At 69.2% G+C, this 21,087-nt stretch carries 18 protein-coding genes and 1 pseudogene; 9 read left to right on the top strand and 10 right to left on the bottom strand.

Annotated elements, in window-relative coordinates; all coding sequences use genetic code 11:
- Positions 1 to 4 precede the first annotated feature (4 nt).
- The gene (locus tag BPODLACK_RS01385) at positions 5 to 619 is read right to left on the bottom strand and encodes a TetR/AcrR family transcriptional regulator (protein ID WP_159404562.1); all 615 of its coding nucleotides are present in this window, start codon (positions 617 to 619) and stop codon (positions 5 to 7) included.
- A gap of 196 nt (positions 620 to 815) precedes the next feature.
- Between BPODLACK_RS01385 and BPODLACK_RS01390 the strand changes: the two genes are divergently transcribed.
- The 4 genes from BPODLACK_RS01390 to BPODLACK_RS01405 all read left to right on the top strand — a co-directional run bounded on the left by BPODLACK_RS01390 (position 816) and on the right by BPODLACK_RS01405 (position 4,302).
- Entirely contained in the window at positions 816 to 2,009 is a 1,194-nt protein-coding gene (locus BPODLACK_RS01390) for an acyl-CoA dehydrogenase family protein (protein ID WP_159404563.1), read from the top strand.
- Between the two features lie 49 nt (positions 2,010 to 2,058).
- Positions 2,059 to 3,171 carry an acyl-CoA dehydrogenase family protein gene (locus BPODLACK_RS01395; protein ID WP_159404564.1) on the top strand — a complete coding sequence of 371 codons (1,113 nt, stop codon included), beginning with the start codon at positions 2,059 to 2,061 and terminating at the stop codon, positions 3,169 to 3,171.
- A 145-nt stretch (positions 3,172 to 3,316) separates the two neighbouring features.
- Positions 3,317 to 3,745, top strand: coding sequence for a DUF350 domain-containing protein (locus tag BPODLACK_RS01400; RefSeq protein WP_159404565.1), 429 nt, complete (start codon positions 3,317 to 3,319; stop codon positions 3,743 to 3,745).
- 86 nt (positions 3,746 to 3,831) lie between these two features.
- Positions 3,832 to 4,302 (top strand): SRPBCC family protein, encoded by a 471-nt coding sequence (locus BPODLACK_RS01405; RefSeq protein WP_006436865.1) that lies wholly within the window; start codon positions 3,832 to 3,834, stop codon positions 4,300 to 4,302.
- A 6-nt stretch (positions 4,303 to 4,308) separates the two neighbouring features.
- Here BPODLACK_RS01405 and BPODLACK_RS01410 read toward each other — a convergent pair whose 3' ends face one another.
- Positions 4,309 to 5,109: an HAD-IIA family hydrolase gene (locus tag BPODLACK_RS01410; RefSeq protein ID WP_006436867.1), complete on the bottom strand. Its 801-nt coding sequence runs from the start codon at positions 5,107 to 5,109 to the stop codon at positions 4,309 to 4,311.
- Between the two features lie 100 nt (positions 5,110 to 5,209).
- Here BPODLACK_RS01410 and moeA point away from each other — a divergent pair, with 100 nt between their 5' ends.
- The 5 genes from moeA to BPODLACK_RS01435 all read left to right on the top strand — a co-directional run bounded on the left by moeA (position 5,210) and on the right by BPODLACK_RS01435 (position 11,492).
- On the top strand, positions 5,210 to 6,469 hold the full coding sequence (gene moeA, locus BPODLACK_RS01415; protein WP_006436875.1) for a molybdopterin molybdotransferase MoeA: 1,260 nt from the start codon (positions 5,210 to 5,212) through the stop codon (positions 6,467 to 6,469).
- An 86-nt stretch (positions 6,470 to 6,555) separates the two neighbouring features.
- Positions 6,556 to 7,284, top strand: a complete 729-nt coding sequence (locus BPODLACK_RS01420; RefSeq protein WP_159404566.1) for a phosphatidylserine decarboxylase — start codon at positions 6,556 to 6,558, stop codon at positions 7,282 to 7,284.
- 12 nt (positions 7,285 to 7,296) lie between these two features.
- Positions 7,297 to 8,454 carry a CDP-alcohol phosphatidyltransferase family protein gene (locus BPODLACK_RS01425; protein WP_006436877.1) on the top strand — a complete coding sequence of 386 codons (1,158 nt, stop codon included), beginning with the start codon at positions 7,297 to 7,299 and terminating at the stop codon, positions 8,452 to 8,454.
- Complete coding sequence (locus BPODLACK_RS01430) at positions 8,451 to 10,721, top strand: AAA family ATPase (RefSeq protein WP_006436878.1); 2,271 nt, start codon at positions 8,451 to 8,453, stop codon at positions 10,719 to 10,721. The genes BPODLACK_RS01425 and BPODLACK_RS01430 overlap by 4 nt, the downstream gene beginning before the upstream one ends.
- 117 nt (positions 10,722 to 10,838) lie before the next feature.
- Positions 10,839 to 11,492 (top strand): TetR family transcriptional regulator, encoded by a 654-nt coding sequence (locus tag BPODLACK_RS01435; RefSeq protein WP_006436879.1) that lies wholly within the window; start codon positions 10,839 to 10,841, stop codon positions 11,490 to 11,492.
- 30 nt (positions 11,493 to 11,522) lie between these two features.
- On the opposite strand, the gene BPODLACK_RS01440 is transcribed toward BPODLACK_RS01435, so the two are convergent.
- The 8 genes and pseudogenes from BPODLACK_RS01440 to BPODLACK_RS01475 all read right to left on the bottom strand — a co-directional run bounded on the left by BPODLACK_RS01440 (position 11,523) and on the right by BPODLACK_RS01475 (position 20,946).
- Entirely contained in the window at positions 11,523 to 12,500 is a 978-nt protein-coding gene (locus BPODLACK_RS01440; protein WP_006436880.1) for a PDR/VanB family oxidoreductase, read from the bottom strand.
- A 31-nt stretch (positions 12,501 to 12,531) separates the two neighbouring features.
- The gene (locus tag BPODLACK_RS01445; protein ID WP_159404567.1) at positions 12,532 to 13,518 is read right to left on the bottom strand and encodes a GNAT family N-acetyltransferase; all 987 of its coding nucleotides are present in this window, start codon (positions 13,516 to 13,518) and stop codon (positions 12,532 to 12,534) included.
- Positions 13,515 to 15,915: pseudogene (locus BPODLACK_RS23760) on the bottom strand (CaiB/BaiF CoA transferase family protein). The gene BPODLACK_RS01445 and the pseudogene BPODLACK_RS23760 overlap by 4 nt, the downstream one beginning before the upstream one ends.
- 25 nt (positions 15,916 to 15,940) lie before the next feature.
- Complete coding sequence (locus BPODLACK_RS01455; RefSeq protein WP_006436884.1) at positions 15,941 to 17,380, bottom strand: aldehyde dehydrogenase; 1,440 nt, start codon at positions 17,378 to 17,380, stop codon at positions 15,941 to 15,943.
- Positions 17,381 to 17,408: 28 nt separating this feature from the next.
- The gene (locus tag BPODLACK_RS01460; protein WP_159404568.1) at positions 17,409 to 18,593 is read right to left on the bottom strand and encodes a thiolase C-terminal domain-containing protein; all 1,185 of its coding nucleotides are present in this window, start codon (positions 18,591 to 18,593) and stop codon (positions 17,409 to 17,411) included.
- Positions 18,593 to 19,039, bottom strand: a complete 447-nt coding sequence (locus BPODLACK_RS01465) for a Zn-ribbon domain-containing OB-fold protein (RefSeq protein WP_006436886.1) — start codon at positions 19,037 to 19,039, stop codon at positions 18,593 to 18,595. Before BPODLACK_RS01465 ends, BPODLACK_RS01460 begins: the two co-directional genes overlap by 1 nt.
- Entirely contained in the window at positions 19,036 to 19,350 is a 315-nt protein-coding gene (locus tag BPODLACK_RS01470) for a hypothetical protein (RefSeq protein ID WP_006436887.1), read from the bottom strand. The genes BPODLACK_RS01465 and BPODLACK_RS01470 overlap by 4 nt, the downstream gene beginning before the upstream one ends.
- A gap of 69 nt (positions 19,351 to 19,419) precedes the next feature.
- The gene (locus BPODLACK_RS01475) at positions 19,420 to 20,946 is read right to left on the bottom strand and encodes an aldehyde dehydrogenase family protein (protein ID WP_255219193.1); all 1,527 of its coding nucleotides are present in this window, start codon (positions 20,944 to 20,946) and stop codon (positions 19,420 to 19,422) included.
- Between the last annotated feature and the right edge of the window lie 141 nt (positions 20,947 to 21,087).

The following is a 21,087-nucleotide window of genomic DNA, read 5'->3' on the forward strand; positions in this document are numbered from 1 at the left end:
CGGTCTAGTCCCGGTCCCGCAGACCCACCATCCGAGTGGCCAGGCGCGCGTAGAACTTTCCCATCTCCTCGGGCGGGAGCGAGTTCTCGGCGCGATACCACCGCGCGACGTCGATACCCATCGACAGCATGGCGTTGGTGGTGGCCTGCGAATCGGCGGCATCGAAGTCGCCGTTCTCGATACCCGCATCGACGATCGCCCGCACCCGGCGGGTGATCTCCCGACGCAGCTCCATGACCGTCTCGAGGTGATCGGGCGCGAGCGAGGCCAGTTCGTAGTTCACGACGCGAGCGCGGACGTGCTCGCGCGCATGATGCTCGGTGAACGCGCCGATGACCGTCGCCAGCCGATCACCCGGCGGCGACGCCGGATCGTCGACCTCGTCGATCATGTCGAGGATGCTTCGATGCCCGGCATCGGAGAGCTCGAAGAGGAGCTCTTCCTTGGAGCGGAAGTGCACGTAGACCGCGGCCGAACTCATCTGCGCCCCGTTGGCGATGTCCCGGGTCGTCGTGGCGTTGAAGCCCTTCGCCGCGAACGCCTCGACGGCGGCGAGCAGGAGTCGTTGCCGGGCCGCGACCGGTTGCACCCGGGTCGTCGGTTCGGTCGACGAGACCATGTACGCCTCCTCGAATTCGCTCGGCGACCATGCGCCTACCTTGCCGATTGACACCGCCCACGCGGCGCGGCATAGTGCAACATATCACTAAGCAAGCGCTTAGTCAGCGGCGGTCTCCCCGGTCTTCCCAGGTAGGCGGTCCGCGACCGGTGTCGCCGAACACCCGGCAACCCCCGACAGGAGTAGAGAAGAACCCATGCACCTGAAGTTCAGTCCGGAGGAAGAGGCGTTCCGCGAGGAACTGCGCGGCATCTTCGCGAAGGTCCCCGAGGACATCCGCAAGCGGAACGAAGAGGGCAACCTCAACTACCCCGACGACATCGTCACCGCCTCGCGCGTCCTCAACGAGCACGGCGTGCTGACCCCGAGCTGGCCGATCGAGTGGGGCGGCAAGGACTGGACGCCGATCCAGCACCACATCTACCGCGAGGAGATGAGCCTGGCGTTCGTCCCCGACCCGCTGCCGTTCAACGTCAGCATGATCGGTCCGGTCATCGCGCAGTTCGGGTCGCAGGAGATGAAGGAGAAGTTCCTCCCCCAGACCGCCAACCTCGACATCTGGTGGTGCCAGGGCTTCTCCGAACCCGAAGCCGGCTCCGACCTCGCCTCGCTCAAGACCCGCGCGGTCCTCGACGGCGACCACTACGTCATCAACGGTCAGAAGACCTGGACGACGCTGGGCCAGTTCGCCGACTGGATCTTCCTGCTCGCCCGGACCAACCCGGATGTCAAGAAGCAGGCCGGCATCAGCATGTTCCTGATCCCGATGGACACCCCCGGCATCGAGCTGCGCCCCATCCAGCTCATCGACGGCAGCTATGAGGTCAACGAGGTCTTCTTCAACGACGTCCGCGTGCCCGTCGAGAACATGGTCGGCGAGGAGAACAGCGGCTGGACGCAGGCCAAGTTCCTGCTCGGCAACGAGCGCAACGGCATCGCCCGGGTCGGCTACACGAAGTCGAAGCTGGCACGTGCCAAGGAACTGGCCAGGGGCGTCCGCACCGCCAACGGCACGCTGCTCGACGACCCGCTGTTCGCCACCCGCCTGGCCGAACTGGAGAACGAGCTGCTCGCCCTCGAGATCACCCAGCTCCGCGTCGCCGCGTCGTCGGCCGACGGCAAGCCGAACCCGGCGTCGTCGCTGCTGAAGCTCAAGGGAAGCCAGCTGCAGCAGGCCGCCATGGAACTCATCGCCGACATCGCCGGACCGGACTCGCTCCCGGTCGCCGGGGTCGACGTCGACGCCGCGAACGGCAGCGCAGCGGTCACCTCTCCCGAGTGGGCCCAGCTCGCCGCGCCGACCTACCTGAACTACCGCAAGGTCTCGATCTACGGCGGTTCCTCCGAGGTCCAGCGCCAGATCATCGACAAGGCGGTCCTCGGTCTCTGACCGCCGGCCCCACTGACCTCACTTTCGACTTCACAGACCAAGGACGACAATGGATTTCGAGCTTTCCGAAGAACAGGGGATGTTGCGCGACACCGTGCGCGAGGTCCTCACCAAGACCTACGACGTGGAGACCCTCCGCAAGGTGACCGACACCGATCTCGGCTGGAGCGAGAAGGTGTGGAAGTCCCTCGCGGAGATCGGCATCCTCGGTCTGACCTTCCCCGAGTCCGAGGGCGGCATGGACGCCGGACCGGTCGAGTTCACCAGCGTGATGACCGAACTCGGTCGCGCCCTGGCACCCGAGCCCTACCTGGACTCGGTGCTCGTCCCGGGCTCGCTCCTCGAGGCCGCCGACGACGCGACCCGTGGCGAGCTGCGTGAGGGCCTCGCCTCCGGCGAGCTGCTCATGGCCTTCGCCCACAACGAGCCCGGCGACCGCTGGCCGGTGGCCGCGGTGGCCACCACCGCCACCGCCGACGGCGTGCTCAACGGAACCAAAACCCTTGTCGGACATGGCGACGCAGCGCACAAGCTGATCGTCTCGGCACGCGCCGGCGACGAGGTGGGCCTCTTCCTCGTCGACGCCGACGCCGAGGGTGTCACCCGCACCCCCTACCGCACGCACGATCGTCGACGCGGTGCCGAGATCACCTTCAACGACGCGAAGGCCACGCGCCTCGGCAGCGGCGACGCGTCGGAGCTCATCGCCAACGCGGAGATCGGCATCCAGACCGCGCTGTGCGCCGAAGCCCTCGGCGCGATGGAACGCAGCCTCGAGCTGACCGTCGAATACCTCAAGTCGCGCAAGCAGTTCGGCGTTCCGCTGGCGACCTTCCAGGCGCTCACCCATCGCGCTGCGGACATGTACGTCCAGCTCGAACTCGCGCGCAGCCTGGTGCTGTACGCGACGACCGCACTCGCCGACGGCGTCGCCGACGCGGCCATCGCCTCGCGGGTGAAGCTGCAGACCGTGCGTTCGGCACGCCTCATCGGCCAGGAGGCCATCCAGATGCACGGCGGCATCGGCATGACCGCCGAATACCCGATCGCGCACTACGTGAGCCGCCTCACCGCGATCAGCCACACCCTCGGTGACGCGGACGCGCACGTCACCAAGCTGTCGAAGGACCTCGGTTCCTACGACATGCTCAGCGTCGGCTGACACCCCTCCTCGCTCCCTGAGGCACTTCAATCGCTGCCTCAGGGAGCGAGGGCGATCCGCCCTGCGCAGACACGTGTCGGACGGCCTTTCCGCATCGCCCACCGATAGTGTTCTCAGCGAGCGTCGATGAGCGAGAGGGACTCGGATGGAACTGCTGCGTGACAATCTGGCCGCCGGGGCGTCGTTCAGCCTTGTCGGGATCGCCTTGCTCGTCGTCGGATTCGTGGCGCTCGATCTGGTGACCCCCGGCCGTCTGCGGCAGCTGGTGTGGGTCGACCACAACCGCAACGCGGTCATCCTCACCACGTCGATGGTGATCGGACTGGCCATCGTGCTCGCCTGTTCGGTCGTCGACACCGAACTCCTCGCACTGTGGCGCGCGCTCCTCTACACCGCCGCCTACGTCGTCCTGACGATCGCCGTGATGATGTGGTCGTTCGTGCTCATCGACTGGCTGACCCCCGGCAAGCTGGGCACGCTGCTCCTCGAGAACGACGAGCACCCCGCCGGGTGGATCACCGCTGCCGTATTCGTCGGCATCGGCGCCGTCATCGGCATCACACTGCTGGTCTGAGCCCCTCCGTCGCACCGATCGCGCTTGTTGACGGTCCGCCAACAACGTATTGACGGTGCGCCTACAAGCCCATACTGTTGGCGACCATGACCGCATCACTCATCGAAGAGTCCATCGACATCGACGCCACTCCCGCACAGGTGTGGTCGGTGATCTCCGATCTCCAGCGTATGGGCGAGTGGAGCCCGCAGTGCAAGAAGATGATCATCCGCGGCGGCACCGTCGGGTTGGGGACGAAGACCATCAACATCAACCGCCGGGGACCGCTGGTGTGGCCGACCACCTCCAAGGTCGTGCGCTTCACGCCGAACCAGGAGATCGCGTTCCGCGTGGCCGAGAACCGCACCGTGTGGAGCTACACCATCACCCCGAACGGGTCGGGCGTCACCGTGACCGAACGTCGTGAGCTGAACGGCACCACCACCAAGGTGTCGTCGGTCCTCGTGGACAAGGTCATGGGCGGCACCGAGTCCTTCGAGGCCGAACTCAAGCTCGGCATGGCCGAGACCCTCGGCAAGATCAAGCGCGCCGCGGAGAGCAAGCTCGACCGCGTCTGAGGGCCATCAGGTTCGGCTGATCTTGTCGATCAGCTCGGGGAGGTCGGCCACCGAGTCGATGACGTGGTCCGGGTAGGGCCCGAACTCGTCACGCTGCAGCGCGTTCAGCGCCTCCTCGCGGAACTTGCCGGTGCGTACCAGCACACCGATCAGCGCCGACGCCTGCGCGCCCAGGACGTCGTTGTGCATGTCGTCCCCGACCATCACCACCTGGTTGGGCTCCAGCCCTAACATGTCGGTGGCGGCCCGGAACCCGAGTGGCGACGGTTTGCCGATCGCCTTGATCTTCTTGCCCGATGCCTTCTCGAGGCCCTCGAGGTACACGCCGGTGTCGATCGACAGCCCGTCGGCCGTCGACCACGTCATCGAACGGTGCATGGCGATGACCGGCACGCCGTCGAGCAGCATCTCGAGCACCTTCGACAGCGCGTGGTGGGTGAACACGGGCCCGGCCCCACCGAGAACCACGACCTCCGCGTCCGACGGGTCGTCGGTGAGTTCGACGCCGGTCATGTCCTCCGCGATCGGCCCCTGGTTGAGAACCCACACCCGCTTTCCCGGGAAGGTCGACGCCACATACTCGGAGGTCAGCTTCGCGGCGGTCAGGATCTCGCCGCCGTCGACGAAGAAACCGCAGTCGTTCAGCAGTTCCGCGATCTCGTTGCGCGAGCGCGAGGTGGTGTTGGTCAGGAACATCCGCGGGATCTTGCGGTCGGCGAGTCGGGAGACGGCCTCCACCGCGCCGGGCAGAGCCTTCCACGAGGTGACCATCACCCCGTCGATGTCGAGAAGCAGACCCAATGCCATGGGCACGAATGTAGTCCGCGGTCCCCGGCGACGCAGTGCAGGCATCCCGCGAATCGGGGACCGCGGCGAGACGCGACCGCCCACCTGGCATCCTGAGCGCATGCGTACCGTCGCAGAGCATCAGGCCGTCGTCGCGGCGCTGTTCGGCCCACCCGTCCCCGTCCGGCTGCCCGTCCCGGAGGCACTGGGCCGGGCAACGCTCGCCGACGTCGACGCACCACTGTCGCTGCCCGGCTTCGACAACTCCGCGATGGACGGATTCGCCGTCCTCGCCGCGGATCTCGCCTCCGCCGGCCCCGACTCCCCCGTCACACTGCCCGTCGCCGCGGACATCCCGGCCGGGCGCACCGACACCCTCACGCTCGCGCCCGGCACCGCGCACCGGATCATGACCGGCGCCCCGTTGCCGGCCGGCGCCGACGCGGTGGTGCCGGTGGAACTGACCGACGCGGTGATCGGCCCGGTCGCGGCCGCCGAGACGGTCACCTTCACGGCACCGGTCGAGTCCGGCAAACACATCCGGCGCGCGGGGTCCGACATCGGGCGGGGAGCACGGGCACTGCCCGCCGGCACCGTGATCGGCGCGCCGCAGGTCGGGCTGCTCGCCGCGCTCGGGATCGTCGAGGTCACCGTCGCGCGCCCGCTGCGCGTCGAGGTCCTGTCCACCGGTTCGGAACTCGTCGAACCCGGAAACCCGTTGCAGCACGGCCAGATCTACGAATCGAACGGGGCGATGCTCACCGCCGCGGCCATCGAGGCCGGCGCGCTCGGCCGGCATGTGCACTTCGTGCCGGACGACACCGGCGACTTCCTCGCGCGTCTCGACGAGGTCGCCGGCGAGGCCGACCTGATCATCACGTCCGGGGGTGTGAGTGCGGGCGCCTTCGAGGTCGTGAAGGACGCGCTGTCGGCCACCGGTTCCGTCGAGTTCGTCAAGGTCGCGATGCAACCGGGCATGCCGCAGGGGTGCGGTCACCACGTCGCGTCCGCCGGGTCCGACGGGACGGCCGGACCCACCGTGCCGATCATCACACTGCCGGGCAACCCGGTCAGCGCCCTGGTGTCCTTCGAGGTCTTCATCCGGCCCGCCCTCCGCACCGCGACGGGGTTGCCGCCGCACCGGCCTCGTGTGACCGCGCGCCTGGGCGCCGACATCCGCTCACCGCAGGGCAAGAGGCAATTCCTGCGCGGAGTCCTTCGGACGGACGAGGGCGGATCGGGCGTCGTCGTCGATCCGATCGGGCCGCCCGCGTCCCATCACCTGCGGTTCCTCGCCGAGGCCGATGCGCTCATCGACGTGCCCACCGAGACCGACGGCCTGGCCGCCGGATCTCCGGTCGACGTGCTCGTCCTGCGCTGAGCTCTAAGCTGGACCGGAGTCGCACCCACCGTGGTGCACGAGGTTTCATCGAGTCGCCCCACACCGGGCACAACAGGAGGTAGATCGTGGCCAGACGTCCGCGTCCGGACGAGGGCAACACCGGCCGTGTCGCCCATTTCCTAGACCTGGCCCGCGAGACCATCCCACCGATCCATCCGGCGGGTATCCCGTTCGTCGCCGCTCCCGCGGCGATCGCGCTCCTCGGGCGCCGCCACCGCTGGATCGCTCGCCCCGCGGCCCTCACCGCCGGCGCCTGTGCCGCCTTCTTCCGCCACCCCGGCCGTATCCCGCCGACCGAGCCGGGCGTGGTCGTCGCCCCCGCCGACGGCACGATCGCGCTGGTCGACGAGGCGGTGCCGCCCGCCGAATCGGGCCTGGGCACCGAGCCGCTGCCCCGCGTCTCGACCTTCCTGTCGATCTTCGACGTCCACGTGCAGCGTGTGCCCATCGCCGGTACGGTCACCGCGGTGACCCACACGCCCGGAGCATTCCTGTCCGCGGACCTGCCCGAGGCCAGCCGCGACAACGAGCGCACCACGATGACCATCCGCACCACGGCGACCGGCGGAGGGGCGGGGCCGGACCTGGCGGTCGTCCAGATCGCCGGACTCGTCGCACGCCGGATCGTCTGCGATCCGGAGGTCGGCGACACGCTGCGTCTCGGCGACACCTACGGGCTGATCCGCTTCGGCTCCCGGGTCGACGTCTACTTCCCCGAGGGCACCACTCCCCGCGTCTCGGTGGGTCAGCGCGCCGTCGGCGGCGAGACCCCGTTCGCCTACCTGGATCTCTGACCCGGCCCGCCCGTGAACCCCCCAGCAGCGAACTCCTCCGACGGCCACTCCGGACTCCGGGCCGGTGGCCCCGGGATCCGCCGACCGACCCGACCCTCCACGACCCGCAACCCCACCGCGCGGTCGGCACGACGCCAGGCGCAGGCCCACGCCCCGACACCGGCGGCGCCACGGGAACCCGAGCGGCGTCGCGTCCGCCGACAGGCGCAGGCCGGGCGCATCATCATCCCGTCGTCGCTGACGATCCTCGCGATCTGCGCCGGACTGACGGCGATGCGCGCGGCGACCACCGGTGACATCGACGCCGCCATGGGTCTGCTCGTGGCCGCGGCCTTCCTCGACGGCATCGACGGACGGGTCGCCCGGCTCATGGGCGCGACCAGCCGGATCGGCGCCGAGATCGACTCCCTGGCCGACGCGATCAACTTCGGCGTGGTGCCGGCGATGATCGTCTACTTCCACCTGCTCGAGGGCCAGGATCTCGGTTGGGCGCTGGCGCTCGTCTACTGCTGCGCGGTCGTGCTGCGCCTGGCCCGCTTCAACACCCTGCTCGACGACGAGGAGGCACCCGGCTACACCAGGGACTTCTTCGTCGGCGTTCCGGCGCCCGCGGCCGCCATCGCCGCGCTGCTGCCGATCGGTCTCGCCCAGCAGTTCGGTGAGGGCTGGTGGACGTCGCTTCCCGCCGTCGGCGGCTGGCTGGTCCTGGTGGCCTTCCTCGCCGTCAGCCGGGTCCCGACCGCGTCGCTGAAGACCGCGTCGATCCCGCCCCGCGCGGTCGCCGGTCTCCTCGTCCTCGTCGCGGTCGGCGCGGCACTCCTGCTGACCTACCCGTACGTGCTGATGATGATCGCGATCCTCGGTTACGCGATCCACATCCCGTTCGCGTGGCGCTCACGGCGCTGGGTCGCCTCCCGACCGGAGTACTGGGAGGAGAGGCCCGCCGAACGTCGCGCACAGCGGAAGGCGTCGAAGACCGAGCCCGACGGCCGTCGACGACGCCCCGTCCTCAAGTCGCAGCGCCGGCTCGGCCTCAACCGTCCGACCGGCGCCCCGGCCATTGCTCACCAGCCCGCTGATCGCCCGACCGAGGACGACACCGCGGACCGGAACGCCGCGACCGCCGGCGCTGGACCGGTGGCCGCCGAAGCCGAAAGCGAGACCGAGTGAGCTCACAGGTGTCCCTGACGCTTACCGCGCGGCTCAACACCTCCGCGGCCGAGGCCCGGCGCGGCATCATCCGGGTCCATCCCGAGGTGCTGACCGCGCTGTCGCTGCGGGAATGGGACGCCGTGTCGATCACCGGCGCCCGCGTGACCGCCGCGGTGGTCGCGGCGACCGGCGCGGCGTCGCCGACCGGGATCGCGCTGCTCGACGAGATCCTCTTCTCCAACGCCGGGGTCAGAGAGAACGCCTCGGTGGTGCTGGCACCGGTGGTCGTGCACGGGGCGAGCCGGGTGATCGTGAACGGTTCGGTACTGGCCACCCAGTCGATCACCGAGTCCACGCTCCGGCGCGCGCTGCTCGGCAAGGTGCTGTCGGTCGGCGACGCGGTGTCGTTGCTGCCGCGCGACCTCGGCCCCGAACTCGCCGCCACCGAGGCGACGCGCGCCCTGGCCCGGTCCGTCGGCATCACCTGGACCACCGAACTGCTCACGGTCACCGGCACCGATCCCGGCTCCCCCGTCAGCGTCCAGACCAACACCGCGGTGTTGTGGTCGACGACCGCCGGCGTGGTACCCCCGCTCGGCGACGACCGCACCGGTTCACCGCGTCTTCCGGGCGCACTCGGCATCGTGCCCGAGGCGCAGGTCAGCGCACCCGCCCCGGCGACCGCGGCCGGCGTCGGCCGCCTCCCGGTGGAGGAGCCGGACGTCCCGGTCCGGCCGGTGTCCGAGCTGGTCGGCGTCGATTCCCAGATCACCAAGCTCACCGAATGGCTGGCGATCACGCTCGACGAGCCCGACGTGCTGCGCACCCTGGGAGCCGCACCCCGCCTCGGTGTCCTGGTGACCGGGCCGGCCGGCGGCGGCAAGGCGACAGTGGTGCGGTCGGTCTGCGCGAAACGCACACTCGTCACCGTCGACGGCCCGACGACCGGCGCGACCGAACCCAACACCCGCCTGCGCACGGTCTCCGACGCCGTCGCCCGGGCCCGCGCGACCGGTGGGGTCCTGCTCATCACCGACGTCGACGCCCTGTTGCCGTCCGAACCCGAGCCGGTCGCCACCCTCATCCTCGACGAGTTGCGGTCGGGCATCGCCGACGGTCGCATCGCACTCGTCGCGACCACGGCCGAGCCGGTCCGCCTCGACTCGCGCCTTCGCGATCCGTCGTTGTGCGACCGCGAACTGATCATCGGCCTACCCGACGCCGCGACGCGGGCGCGGCTGATGTCGGCGATCCTGTCGACGGTTCCGACCGAGGGCGACCTGGACCTCGACTCGGTGGCCGCACGCACGCCCGGCTTCGTCGCCGGCGACCTCGCCGCGCTCACCCGGGAGGCCGCGCTGCGCGCCGCCACCCGTGCCAGCAACACCAGGTCCGAACCGGCACTCCGCACCGAGGACCTGGTGGGCGCGCTCGACGTGATCCGCCCGGTCTCACGGTCGGATTCACCCGAGGTGGCCCTGGGTTCGATCACGCTCGCCGACGTCGGCGACATGGTCGAGACCAAGCAGGCCCTGACCGAGGCCGTGCTGTGGCCGTTGCAGCACCCCGACACCTTCGCCCGTCTCGGCGTCGACCCGCCGCGCGGTGTGCTGCTCTTCGGCCCGCCCGGCTGCGGCAAGACCTTCGTCGTGCGGGCGCTCGCCGCGTCCGGCCAGTTGTCGGTGCACACCGTCAAAGGTGCTGAGCTGATGGACAAGTGGGTCGGCTCGTCGGAGAAGGCGGTCCGTGACCTCTTCGCCCGCGCACGGGAATCGGCGCCGTCGCTGATCTTCCTCGACGAGGTCGACGCCCTCGCTCCCCGCCGCGGACAGTCCACCGACTCCGGGGTCGGCGACCGCGTGGTGGCCTCGCTGCTCACCGAACTCGACGGGGTCGAACCGCTGCAGGACGTGGTCGTGCTCGGCGCCACCAACCGGCCCGATCTCATCGATCCCGCTCTGCTGCGGCCCGGACGCCTCGAACGACTGGTCTTCGTACCGCCGCCGGATGCCGCCGCCCGCGGTGACATCCTGCGCGCCAGCGGCCGCGACGTCCCGCTCGACGACATCGACCTCGACGAACTCGCGGCCGACCTCGACGGCTATTCCGCCGCAGATTGTTCGGCGCTCCTGCGCGAAGCCGCCCTGTCGGCGATGCGCCGGGACATCAACGCCGCCGCGGTCACCGCCGACGATGTCACCGAGGCCCGGCGACGGGTCCGCCCCTCCCTCGACCCGGTCCAGGTGGAGGAGCTCAGGGCGTACGCCGAGCGCCGCCTGGACTGACCGGAGAGAATCGCCCCCACCACATGGACGATCGGTCACGCAGAAACTACTGTGGTTAGGTCAGATGCGGGCGCGCATAAGGTGTGCCGCACTTTGTGACGCGCTGAGAGGGGAACAATGGCACGGCCGTCCAAGCCGTTGATCAGTCGCGATGCCGCCGTGATGGCATCGATCGAGATCATCGACTCCGAAGGGCTCGACGCCTTCAGCCTCCCCAAACTCGCCAAGCATCTCGGGGTCCGCGCGCCGTCGTTGTACCACCACTTCGACGACAAGAACGAGATCCTCACCGAGGTCGCCCGGTACATCGCCGGCACCGCGGTGCGCCGGCCCCGGATGAAACCCGGACCGGACTGGCCGGAGTTCTTCGTGAACCTGGCCCTGAACTTCCGGCAGTCGATCCTCCGTCATCGCAATGCCGCACCGGTTCTGCTGCAGCACCTGCCCCGCGACCTGTTCACCGCCACCTACGAGGACACCGCCGAGTTCCTGCTGGAGTCAGGAGTCCCCGTCGACCTGCATGTCCGCATCCTCGACGGCATGGAGACGCTGTCCATCGGCGCGGTACTCATGGAGGCGATGCGGCCGCCGCGACCGCGCTCGGCGATCTTCCCCAACGTGTCGGCCGATTCGCAACCGCTTCTCGCCGAGGCGTTGTCGAAGAACGAACTGACCCAGAAGCAGCTGTTCGAGGCGATGATGCGGAGCTTCCTGCACGGCATCATCCGGGATCACGACCTCCCGGCCGCGGACGAGGTCGCAGCGGGCTGACGATGGGCGCGCTCGGACGGTCCTTTCGGGTCAGAGATCCAGAACCAGCCGCGCCGAGCAGCTGCGCGAGACGCAGACCATCATGCAGTCGTTCGCGGCCTGCTCGTCGTCGTCGAGCACCGAATCCCGGTGGTCCGGAACGCCGTCGAGGACGGTCTGTTCGCATGTTCCGCAGGTGCCCTCGCGGCAGGAGAAGTCGACCTCCACGCCATCGCGGAGGAGCGCGTCGAGGACCGTCTCGTCCGCTCCGACGGTCACCGTCCGTCCGCTTCGGTGGAGGACCACCTCGAACGCATCGCCGGGTGAATCCGATTCGGACGGAACGGACTTCGGCGAAAACCGCTCCAGGTGTAGTTCGACGCCGCGGGACCGGCACTTCTCTTCGAGAGCCGCCAGCAACGGTTCGGGTCCGCAGCAGTAGACGGCAGTACCCGGACTCACGGCGTCGAGTGCCGCGTCGAGGTCGAGCAGTCCGTGCTCGTCCTGCGGCCTCACCTGCACCCGATCCGAATACTCTTGTGCCAGAACATCCGCGAACGCCATCCCCGCCGCCGTCCGGCCACCGTAGAGCAGGGTCCACTCGGCACCGCACCCGTCGACCTCGGCGATCATCGGCTTCAGCGGGGTGATACCGATTCCGCCGGCGACGAACAGGTAGGCCGGTGCGTCGACGAGCGGGAAGTTGTTCCGCGGCCCCTTGACCGCGATCAGGTCGCCGACCGCCACGTCATCGTGCACGCTCTGCGACCCACCGCGCCCCTCCGGTTCGCGCAGGACCGCCACCCGGAGATGACGCCGGTCGGTGACCGCACCGCACAGGGAGTACTGGCGGATCAGGTTCTGCCCGAGCACCAGATCGAGGTGCGCGCCCGGCGACCACGCCGGGAGGTCGCCGCCGTCGGGGTCGGCGAGGACGAGCGATACGACCCCTTCGGCCGCAACCTCTTTCGCGACGACGCGCAGCTTGTGATGGTCGAGCACGCCGACGCCGGTCAGGTTGTCGTTCATCTAGGGCCTTCTCACATGTCGTGACGTCGTGTCAGCGGAATGCCGGTGGCGGACTCGCGCTCTCGCCGACCTGGTAGCAGGAGTGCACGTCCTCTTGCTCGTAGCCGAGCAGACGACACATCCGGACCGCGCCCGTGTCCTCCGGATCGATTCGCAACGTGGACAGCTGGACGTCGGCGTCGATCTGGTGCCAGAGCGCACCGAGCAGGAGCGCGGCGCCCACGCCCTCGCCGCGCGCGGCGGCCGAGAGGACCAGCGCGTGGACCGGCGCAGACCTGAGGTCGAGGTGACGGCGGTGGTCGATCGAGAACCACACGAAGCCCAGTACGTCTCCGTCCGCGTTCCGTGCATCGGCGATCAACCTGCCGCCGAGCCGCAGCTCGTCGGTGATGCGATCACGGTGCCGCGGTGCGAGTTCGGCGGATTCGAGGACATCGGCGAGCACCGGGTCGTCGGCCGTGAGTTCCCGCGGCTCGGTGAGGGTGACCCCGGCCGGGACCACCGGCTTGTCCAGCGGCAGCGCGAACGGCCCGGTCAGGTGCCGCACCAGGGTCCACTGCCGGCTGACCGCCGGGACACCGAACCGCCGGGTCAGGCGCCCCGAAGCGGGATGCGTCGAATATGCCCAGCACCGAAGTGCGGTGGCGCCGGTGTGATCCCAGCCGTCCGGGCCGGCCGTGTCGAGACCCATCTCCTCGACGAGCAGGGTCGTGATACCGCGCGACCGGTAGTCCGGATGAACCACACAGGAGACGGTCCCCAACCCGTCCGCGTCGACCGTGAGGTTCAGGTACGCCACGATCACCATCGGGACGTCCTCGAGCGGGCTGAGATCGCGACGTGCCTTGATGGGCAGGTGCGCAACGGTGCGGGTACCGTCACCGACCTCCCTCACCAACGCGGGGTCGATGTGTGAGAACCCGGCCTCGTCGTCGTATTCGGCTGCGGTGGTGACGAGTTCGATCACTTCGTCGAGTTCGTCGCCCTCGAGGCGAGGACGCCATTCATAGGTGATCATCGTGCACTCTCCTCGAGTGGCTGGAGCACTCCGTCGGCGACGAGCCTGCTGTACCCGGCCTCGTCGAGGCCCAGCAGCTCCACGGCGATCTCGTGCGTGTCGGCGCCGGGCAGAGGGGCCGGCCGTAGGGGCGCGTCGGCAATCGAGGTGAACCGCGCGACGCGCACCGCGGTGGGCAGGGGCGCCGGGAGCAGCGGATGCTCGAGTTGGGTGTAGGCCTCACGCGCCGACAGGTGCGGGTCGGTCAGCAGTTCGGGAAGCCGGACCATCGCCCCGGCGGGTACGCCGGCCTCCTGCAGGGCGGTCATCGCCTCGGTCGGCGTCCGCTCCGACAGCCATTCGGTCAGCACCTTGTCCGCCTCGTCGCGGTTCTCGATCCGCTTGGCCACGCCGTCGAATCGGGGGTCGCCGGCGAGATCGTCGCGGCCGATGAGGTGAGTGAGGTTGCGCCAGTCCTGATCATCGCGGACGGCGACCACGCACCACTCGTCGTCACCGGCACACGGGTACACGCCCGCGGGCGCGGCGAACGGGTCGGTGTTGCCCACCGCCGACACCGATCCCGGCGCCAGCGATTCGCGGACGAGTTGCCCGCCGAGCGCGACGAGAGCGGCGTCGGCCTGCGCCACCTCGATCTCGGCACCGCGACCGTGCGACAGTCGGGCGATCAGCGCGGCGAGTACGGCCACCGCCGCGACCTGGCCGCCGATGTGGTCGGGGTAGACGGTCGAGCCGTCGCTCAGGCCGGTGTCGGCGTCGGAGTATCGCCACAGTGCGGAGACCCCGCAGGCCGCGCGCACGAGTGGCCCGTACCCGAGTCGGTTGTTCCACGGACCGGTGCTGCCGAAGGCGCTGCCGTCGGAGACGATGATGCGCGGATTGATCTTGCGCAGTTCGTCGTAGCCGATCCCCATCGAGTCGAGGGTTCCGGGCTTGAAGTTGGCCAGGACCACGTCGGCTTCGGCGGCCAGCTGCCGGAACACTTCCCGGCCTTCGTCGGTGCGGAGGTTGACGCCCAGCGAGCGGCGGTTGCGATGTCCCCACGCCACGGATGCGGCGAGCGAAGCGCCCCTCTTCGACTGGCGGAGACCGTCCGGGAAGTCGCGGTTCTCGACCTTGATCACGTCCGCGCCGTGGTCGGCGAACTGGCGACCGAGTTCGGCGCCGAAGACGACCACACCGAGGTCGAGCACACGCAGCCCCGTGAACGGATGGGGCCCCGCCACGCCCGCGTCGGGGATCGACTCGTGGAGATCGTTTGTCCCGGACCAGAAGTCGGCCGCTTCGTCGAGCGACTGCGCGCCGTGCCGGAAGCCTGCGCGCTGTCGGTCGAACTTGACGTAACCCGACGGAATGCGCGCTTCGACACCCGGGGCGATCTCGACGTCGACGAGGGTGCCGGAAGCCGCGAAGTGGTCGTTGGTGAGCACCTCCGAGGGACGCAGCACGCCCCCGATCGGAATCCCGCGCGCGGCACCCTCGGCGACCAGTTCGTCGCGCGTGCGCCCGGCGAAGAGCTCTTCGATGAGTGGATGCAGCCGGTCGGCCGCGGCGAAGCGCGCCGGAATCGTGTCGTAGGCGGGGTCGGCGAACTCCTCGGGCTCGCCGAGCCAGGCGAACATCGCGCGCCACTGCCGCTTGGCCAGCAGGCAGATTCGCACCTGTCCGTCCGCACACCGCAGGACCGGATAGAAATTAATTCGCCGCATCGGGACGCCCACGCGGGAAGTCGTCACGACGACCGGCCGCGGCGGACCCCTGCACGCCGAAGCCGGGATCGAAGCCGTGGACCACCGACTCGAATGCCGAGATGTCCACGAGTTGTCCGCTGCCGGTCCGGAGTCGGTCGTAGTAGGCCAGCAACGCCGACCATGCGGCGTGCACCCCCACCGACTGCTCGACGAGGCCGGCCGGCGGCAGAAGCGGTTCACGGCCCGGTTCGCCGGATCGGGACAGCACCCCGCTCATCGCGTAGATCACGGATTCGGTCGCGGCCCAGTCCCGGTACGGACCGGTCTGACCGAACCCGCTGATCGAGACGGCGACGAGTCCGGGGGCCATGGCCAGGAGGTCTGCGGCGCCCAACCCCGTACCTGTCGGCAGCCCGTTCGGCGTGCTCTCCACCAGGATGTCGGCGGCGGCAACCTGATCCAGGAAACGAGTCCGGTCCGGTCCGGAGTCCAGATCCAGGACGACGACCCGCTTGTTCGCGTTGTTCAATGCGAACGGGATGCTGATCCCGGATTCGACCGGCTGGGACCGGCGTGAGGCCGAACCACCGGGCCGCTCCACGCGGACCACCTCGGCGCCCAGGTCGGCGAGAAACCGGCCGCACGACTCACCGAGGCCGTCGGTCACGTCGACGACCCGTACACCGGTTAGGGGCAGATCCGTCATGTCACTCCTGTTGCAGCTCAGTCGATCAGCGGGTGGCGAAATACACCGATTTGGGGGCGAGGTAGGGCGCGAGACCCTCTGGGCCGAGTTCACGTCCGAGACCCGATGCCTTCACCCCGCCGAACGGAGCGGTGAGGTCCAGGGCGTAGTGATTGACACCGACCGTCCCCGTTCGGATCCGGCGGGCCAGTTCGAGTCCGCGCTCCTCGTCGGCGGTCCACACGGTGCCGCCGAGTCCGTACACCGAGTCGTTGGCGATGCGCACCGCGTCGTCGGTGTCGGCGTACTCGGTGATGGTGAGCACCGGACCGAAGATCTCCTCCTGCGCAATGGGGGCAGAGTTGTCGACGCCGGCGAAGACGGTCGGCTCGACGAACCAGCCCTGCGCGAGGTCGGCGGGAACGCCTCCCCCCGTGGTGATCTGATAACCGCCAGCCCGGCCCGACTCGATGTGGCCGAGGACCCGCTCGCGCTGTGCGGCGCTGACGAGCGGACCGATGGCCGTCGTCTTGTCCAGCGGGTCACCGACGCGCAGCGCACGGACGGTCTCGGTGACCGCGTCGACGACCTCGCCGTAGCGAGACCTCGGAGCGAGAATCCGTGTGCTGGCGTGGCAGGTCTGCCCGTTGTTCACCAGCGACACCTCCAGCAGGTGATCGGCGAACACCCCGAGATCGGCGTCCTCGGCGACGATCGCCGCCGACTTGCCGCCCAGTTCCAGGGTCACCGGCCGCAGGAGCCGGCCGCACACCTCACCGATCGCCCGTCCGGCGACGGTCGACCCGGTGAAGGCCACCTTGTCGACCCCGGGATGTCCGACGAGGTGAGCACCGGCCTCGCGACCGCCCGGGACGACGTTGAGGACACCGGCCGGCAGGCCGGCCTCCTGCGCCGCGTCGGCGAAGACGAAAGCATCCAGGGCGGTTTCGGGCGCCGGTTTGAGTACCACAGTGCAGCCGGCCGCAAGTGCGGGCGCGATCTTCATCGCGGCGAGCGGCTGCGGGTAGTTCCACGGCGTGATCGCGGCGACGACCCCGACGGGCTCGCTGCGGACCACGGTCCGACCGCCGAGCGCACCGGGCCGCACCTCCTCGTCCTCCGCCGACCGGATCAGGCCGGCGTAGTACGACAGCATCGCCGCGGGGCCGTAGCCGTTCGTCGGCTTCGCGAGGGTGATCGGCATCCCGTTCTCCCGGCTCACCAGTTCGGCGGTGGCACGAGCACGCGCGGTCATCGCCGCCGCGAAACGGTCGAGGAGGTCGGCACGTTCGGCGCGACTCATCGAACCCCACGGTCCGTCGAGCGCGGCGCGTGCGGCCGCAACGGCGGCATCGATGTCGGTCGGTCCCGCGAGAGCGCTACGGCCGAGCACCTTCGCGGTGGCGGCTTCGATGACGTCGCCATGCTCTCCCGACGCCGGCGCCGTCCAGGTGCCGTCGATGAACAGTTCGTTGCGATCCAACATGATGACCCTTCGGAGTCTGAGTGCCTGGCTACAGGGTGTCTGCGTGGCCGAACAACACGGAGCTGACCAGCGGCGCCATCGGACCACCGATGAACAGCGAGGTCTTCGCGTCGGCGACCTGGTTGGTCGACGTACCCCGGATCTGTCGCACCGCTTCCACGGCGAGGTTCAGCCCGTTGATGAACGAGTCGGCGAGGTTGCCGCCGCTGGTGTTCACCGGGAGCTTTCCGTGCGGGGCGGTCAGGTTCTCCACCGTCATCACGGTGCCGGCCGCCTCACCGGGCGGGCAGAGGCGATGGTCGATGAGCGCCGCAACCGCGGGGCCGCTGAAGTTCTCGTAGACCTGCACCACGTCGACGTCGTCGGGGCCCAGACCTACCGACGCCCAGAGACGTTCGGCAACACCGGGTTTGCCGCCGTTGGCCGGACCGAAACCGGCGGTCGCGTACTGCTCGTCGTTGTCGACGCGCTCGCTGTAGCCGCCCGGCGCACCCTGCGCGCCCGCGATGACGTAGGCCGGATCGGCACGGAGGTCGCGCGCCCGGTCCGCGGAGACCAGGACGAGCGCCACCGCGCCGTCGCTCTCCCGCGAGCAGTCGTAGAGATGGAACGGCTCGGCGATGAGGCGCGACGACTCGTAGGTCTCCTCGTCGAGCGGCCGACCGTGGCCCTGGGCCGTGGGATTCTGCTGCGCATGCTGATACGCCGCCAGGACGAGTGAGCGCATCGCCGACCGCGGGACGCCGTCGTGCTCGAGCATCCGCTGAGTACGCATGGCGCAGATCTGCGCGGGCGAACCGACGCCGTGCGCCAGGAAATGCGGGCCGTAGTGGTATTTGGCGTATCCGAGTCGTCCGGTGTCGGCCTGGGACATGGCCCGGTACACGACGACGCACTGCGCCTGTCCCGATGCGATCGCGACAGCCGCGTTGGTGACGGCTGCGGCGACACTGCCTCCGCCGCCGCCCCACATCATGTTCGACCAACGGAGTTCGTCGACCATAAGGGCCGCGCCCAGGATGGGGCCGTCGTTGGAACCGCCTGCGTACGAGACGAATCCGTCGATCTCACGGGGCGATACCCCGGCGTCGGCACAGGCATCGATGATGGCCTTGATGGTCATCTGCTGTTCGGTCATGGGCGATTGCCCACGCTTGTAATGCATCTCGGCGACGCCGACGACGGCGGTCGCACCACGAATCGATCCGGACATCACTGCTCTCCATTCGGCGAGTCGGCCCGGCGCCACCGCAGCAGCGGCCAGGGTTCGCCCTCCTTGTGCTCGAAGACGCCGGTGACGGGCTCGCCGATGCGCGGTGTCCGCTCGACGTCGTCGACGAGCAGGCCCAGGACGCGGCGACCGCCGGCGTCGGCCAGTTCGACGAGAACACTGATGTAGGGCATCCGGTCGGACAGTTCCTCGATGTACGGGTACCAGCTCCGACTCCAGCTGTAGACGGTGCCCACCGGTTCGACGCGCTCCCATTCGAGGTCGAAGCCGTGACAGGAGCCGCACACCGACTGCGGACTCCAGATCCAGGTCCGGCAGGTGCCGCAGCGTTGTAGCCGCAGTTCACCGGCGAGAAGGCCCTCCCAATACGGCGCATCGAGACCGTCGGCCGCCGGCCCCCACGGGACGTCGACCGTCGGGGCGGTCATGCGCGATCACCGGGCGGGAAGTTCTCCAGGGCGGCCGCCAGCCAGGTGCCGTCGTCGCGTTCCCAGATCGAGCGCAGACCGATCTCGCGGCCATCGAAGGCGTACACCGCCTCACCGATCATCCGGTCGCCGTCCGCACGGACGCCGACGATCCGGTGGTTCTCGATCGCGCCACGGGGCACGTCGACGCCCTCGAACACGGTCGGGAGGTTCTCCTGGACCATCTCCGCCAGCGCGGACTTCATGTCCCCAGCGGCGACGTGGCCGACGTGCTGCGTATAGCGCGCACGAAAGTCGTCGATCTCGCTCATCGCGTCACTCCTTCACCGCCGGATGCCCGGCGTCTGTGCAATAAACCTTACGTCTTTAGATAATCACGGTCAATCGAGGCGGGCCGTACCGGACTGCTCGACCCGCAGTCGGCGGCCGGCCATCTCGGCCTCGGCGAGCTCACGGAGGTCACCGGAGTCGGTGACCACCGCCAGCGTCCGCGCGCCGCCCGGTACGCGCGCCGCCACGAATGCCTTCTCGGGGTTACCGTCTCGACCGAAAGCGACTGTCCAGGATTCGATCTCGGCAATTCCGTCATGGGTCTCGGCCACCGTGGTCGTCGGCTCCGCATCCACCTCGGCCTGGACGTTCTCGCGGCGGAAGCCGTCGACCGGCGGTTCGGTGCTGTAGACGCCGAACGCATGCTTGGTCAGGTACCCGCTGTTCGCGGTCACCAGACCGTAGGTACCCGGCGACTCGCGAAGTCGCGAGACGACCGTGGCGATGGCGCGCGTGCTGTAGTTGTTCCACGGCCCGCCGGCGAAGGTGAGACCACCGGTGCAGGTCAGCGGGCGCTGCGTACCACTCGGATCGACCCCCAGTGCGACGACCCGCCTCGACTCGTCGATCGCGCCGCCGTACTGCTCGCCGCCGTGCGTCGACAGGATGCGCCGCAGTCGGGCGACATGCCGGTCGTTCACGATCCGGGTGCTGTCCTGGGCCCCGCGCAGCGGCAGTTCTGCAAGCAACCGCTCGACGAGCGCCGGTCGCACCGACTCCTCCACCAGCACGTAGTCGGGAGCGGTACACGTCTGGCCGGCGTTCACCGCCTTGGCCCAGGCGATCCGCCGGGCGGCGACGTCCACATCGGCGTCGGAGGCCACGATCACCGGGCTCTTACCGCCCAGCTCGAGCGTCACCGGGGTCAGATTGCGAGCGCTCGCCGCCATGACCGCACGGCCCACCGGCGTCGAGCCGGTGAAGAACGTGTGATCGAACGGCCGCCCGGCCAGCGATGCGCTGACCTCTGCGTCACCCAGCACGAGGCGAACCGCCTCGGCATCGACGTACCGCGGCAGCTGCTCCGAGAGATATCTCGCGGTCGCGGCGGAGATCTCCGACGGCTTCACGACCGCGGCGTTCCCCGCTGCCAGACAACTCACCAGTGGATGAAGGGTCAGCAGGATCGGGAAGTTCCAGGCGCCGAGGATGAGAGCAACTCCCTTGGGCTCCGGGACAATCCACGCTTGACCCGGCGCGGTCGCCGCACTCACCCGAACCCTCTCCGGCTTCATCCACTGCGCCAGGTTCGCAAGCGTGTGCCGGATCTCGTGCCGGACAGGCGCGATGTCGGCCATGAACGTCGCCATCGGGTCTCGCCCGAGATCGGCGCACACCGCGGCCGCGATACCGGCCTCGCAGTCGTCGATGAATCGCAACAACCCCTCGAGCTGAGCCACCCGCCAGGACAGCGGCCTCGTGCGCCCACTCGTGAAAGCCCTACGGGCACAATCGAGGTCGTGGTCGATGCCGGCGGTGGTCGAGCCGGCGGGGATCTGGGTAACACTCATCGATGACTCCGGTTTCTTCGCGGGGTGCCGACAGCCCACCGTGGGCCGGCTAGATACCGTGAGCATACATAGTGTTCAGACGTGACGTCAATCACAAAAACGGCAGTGCAGATCCGAGTTCGATCGATGTGCGTCACGCACGATTCCACCGCCGATCACCGGGAGTTCCGCCGGAATAGTCCGAAATCGACTCGGCAGGAGGGTTTT

It is taken from the genome of Gordonia sp. YY1, assembly GCF_009872315.1.
Lineage (GTDB): Bacteria > Actinomycetota > Actinomycetes > Mycobacteriales > Mycobacteriaceae > Gordonia > Gordonia amicalis.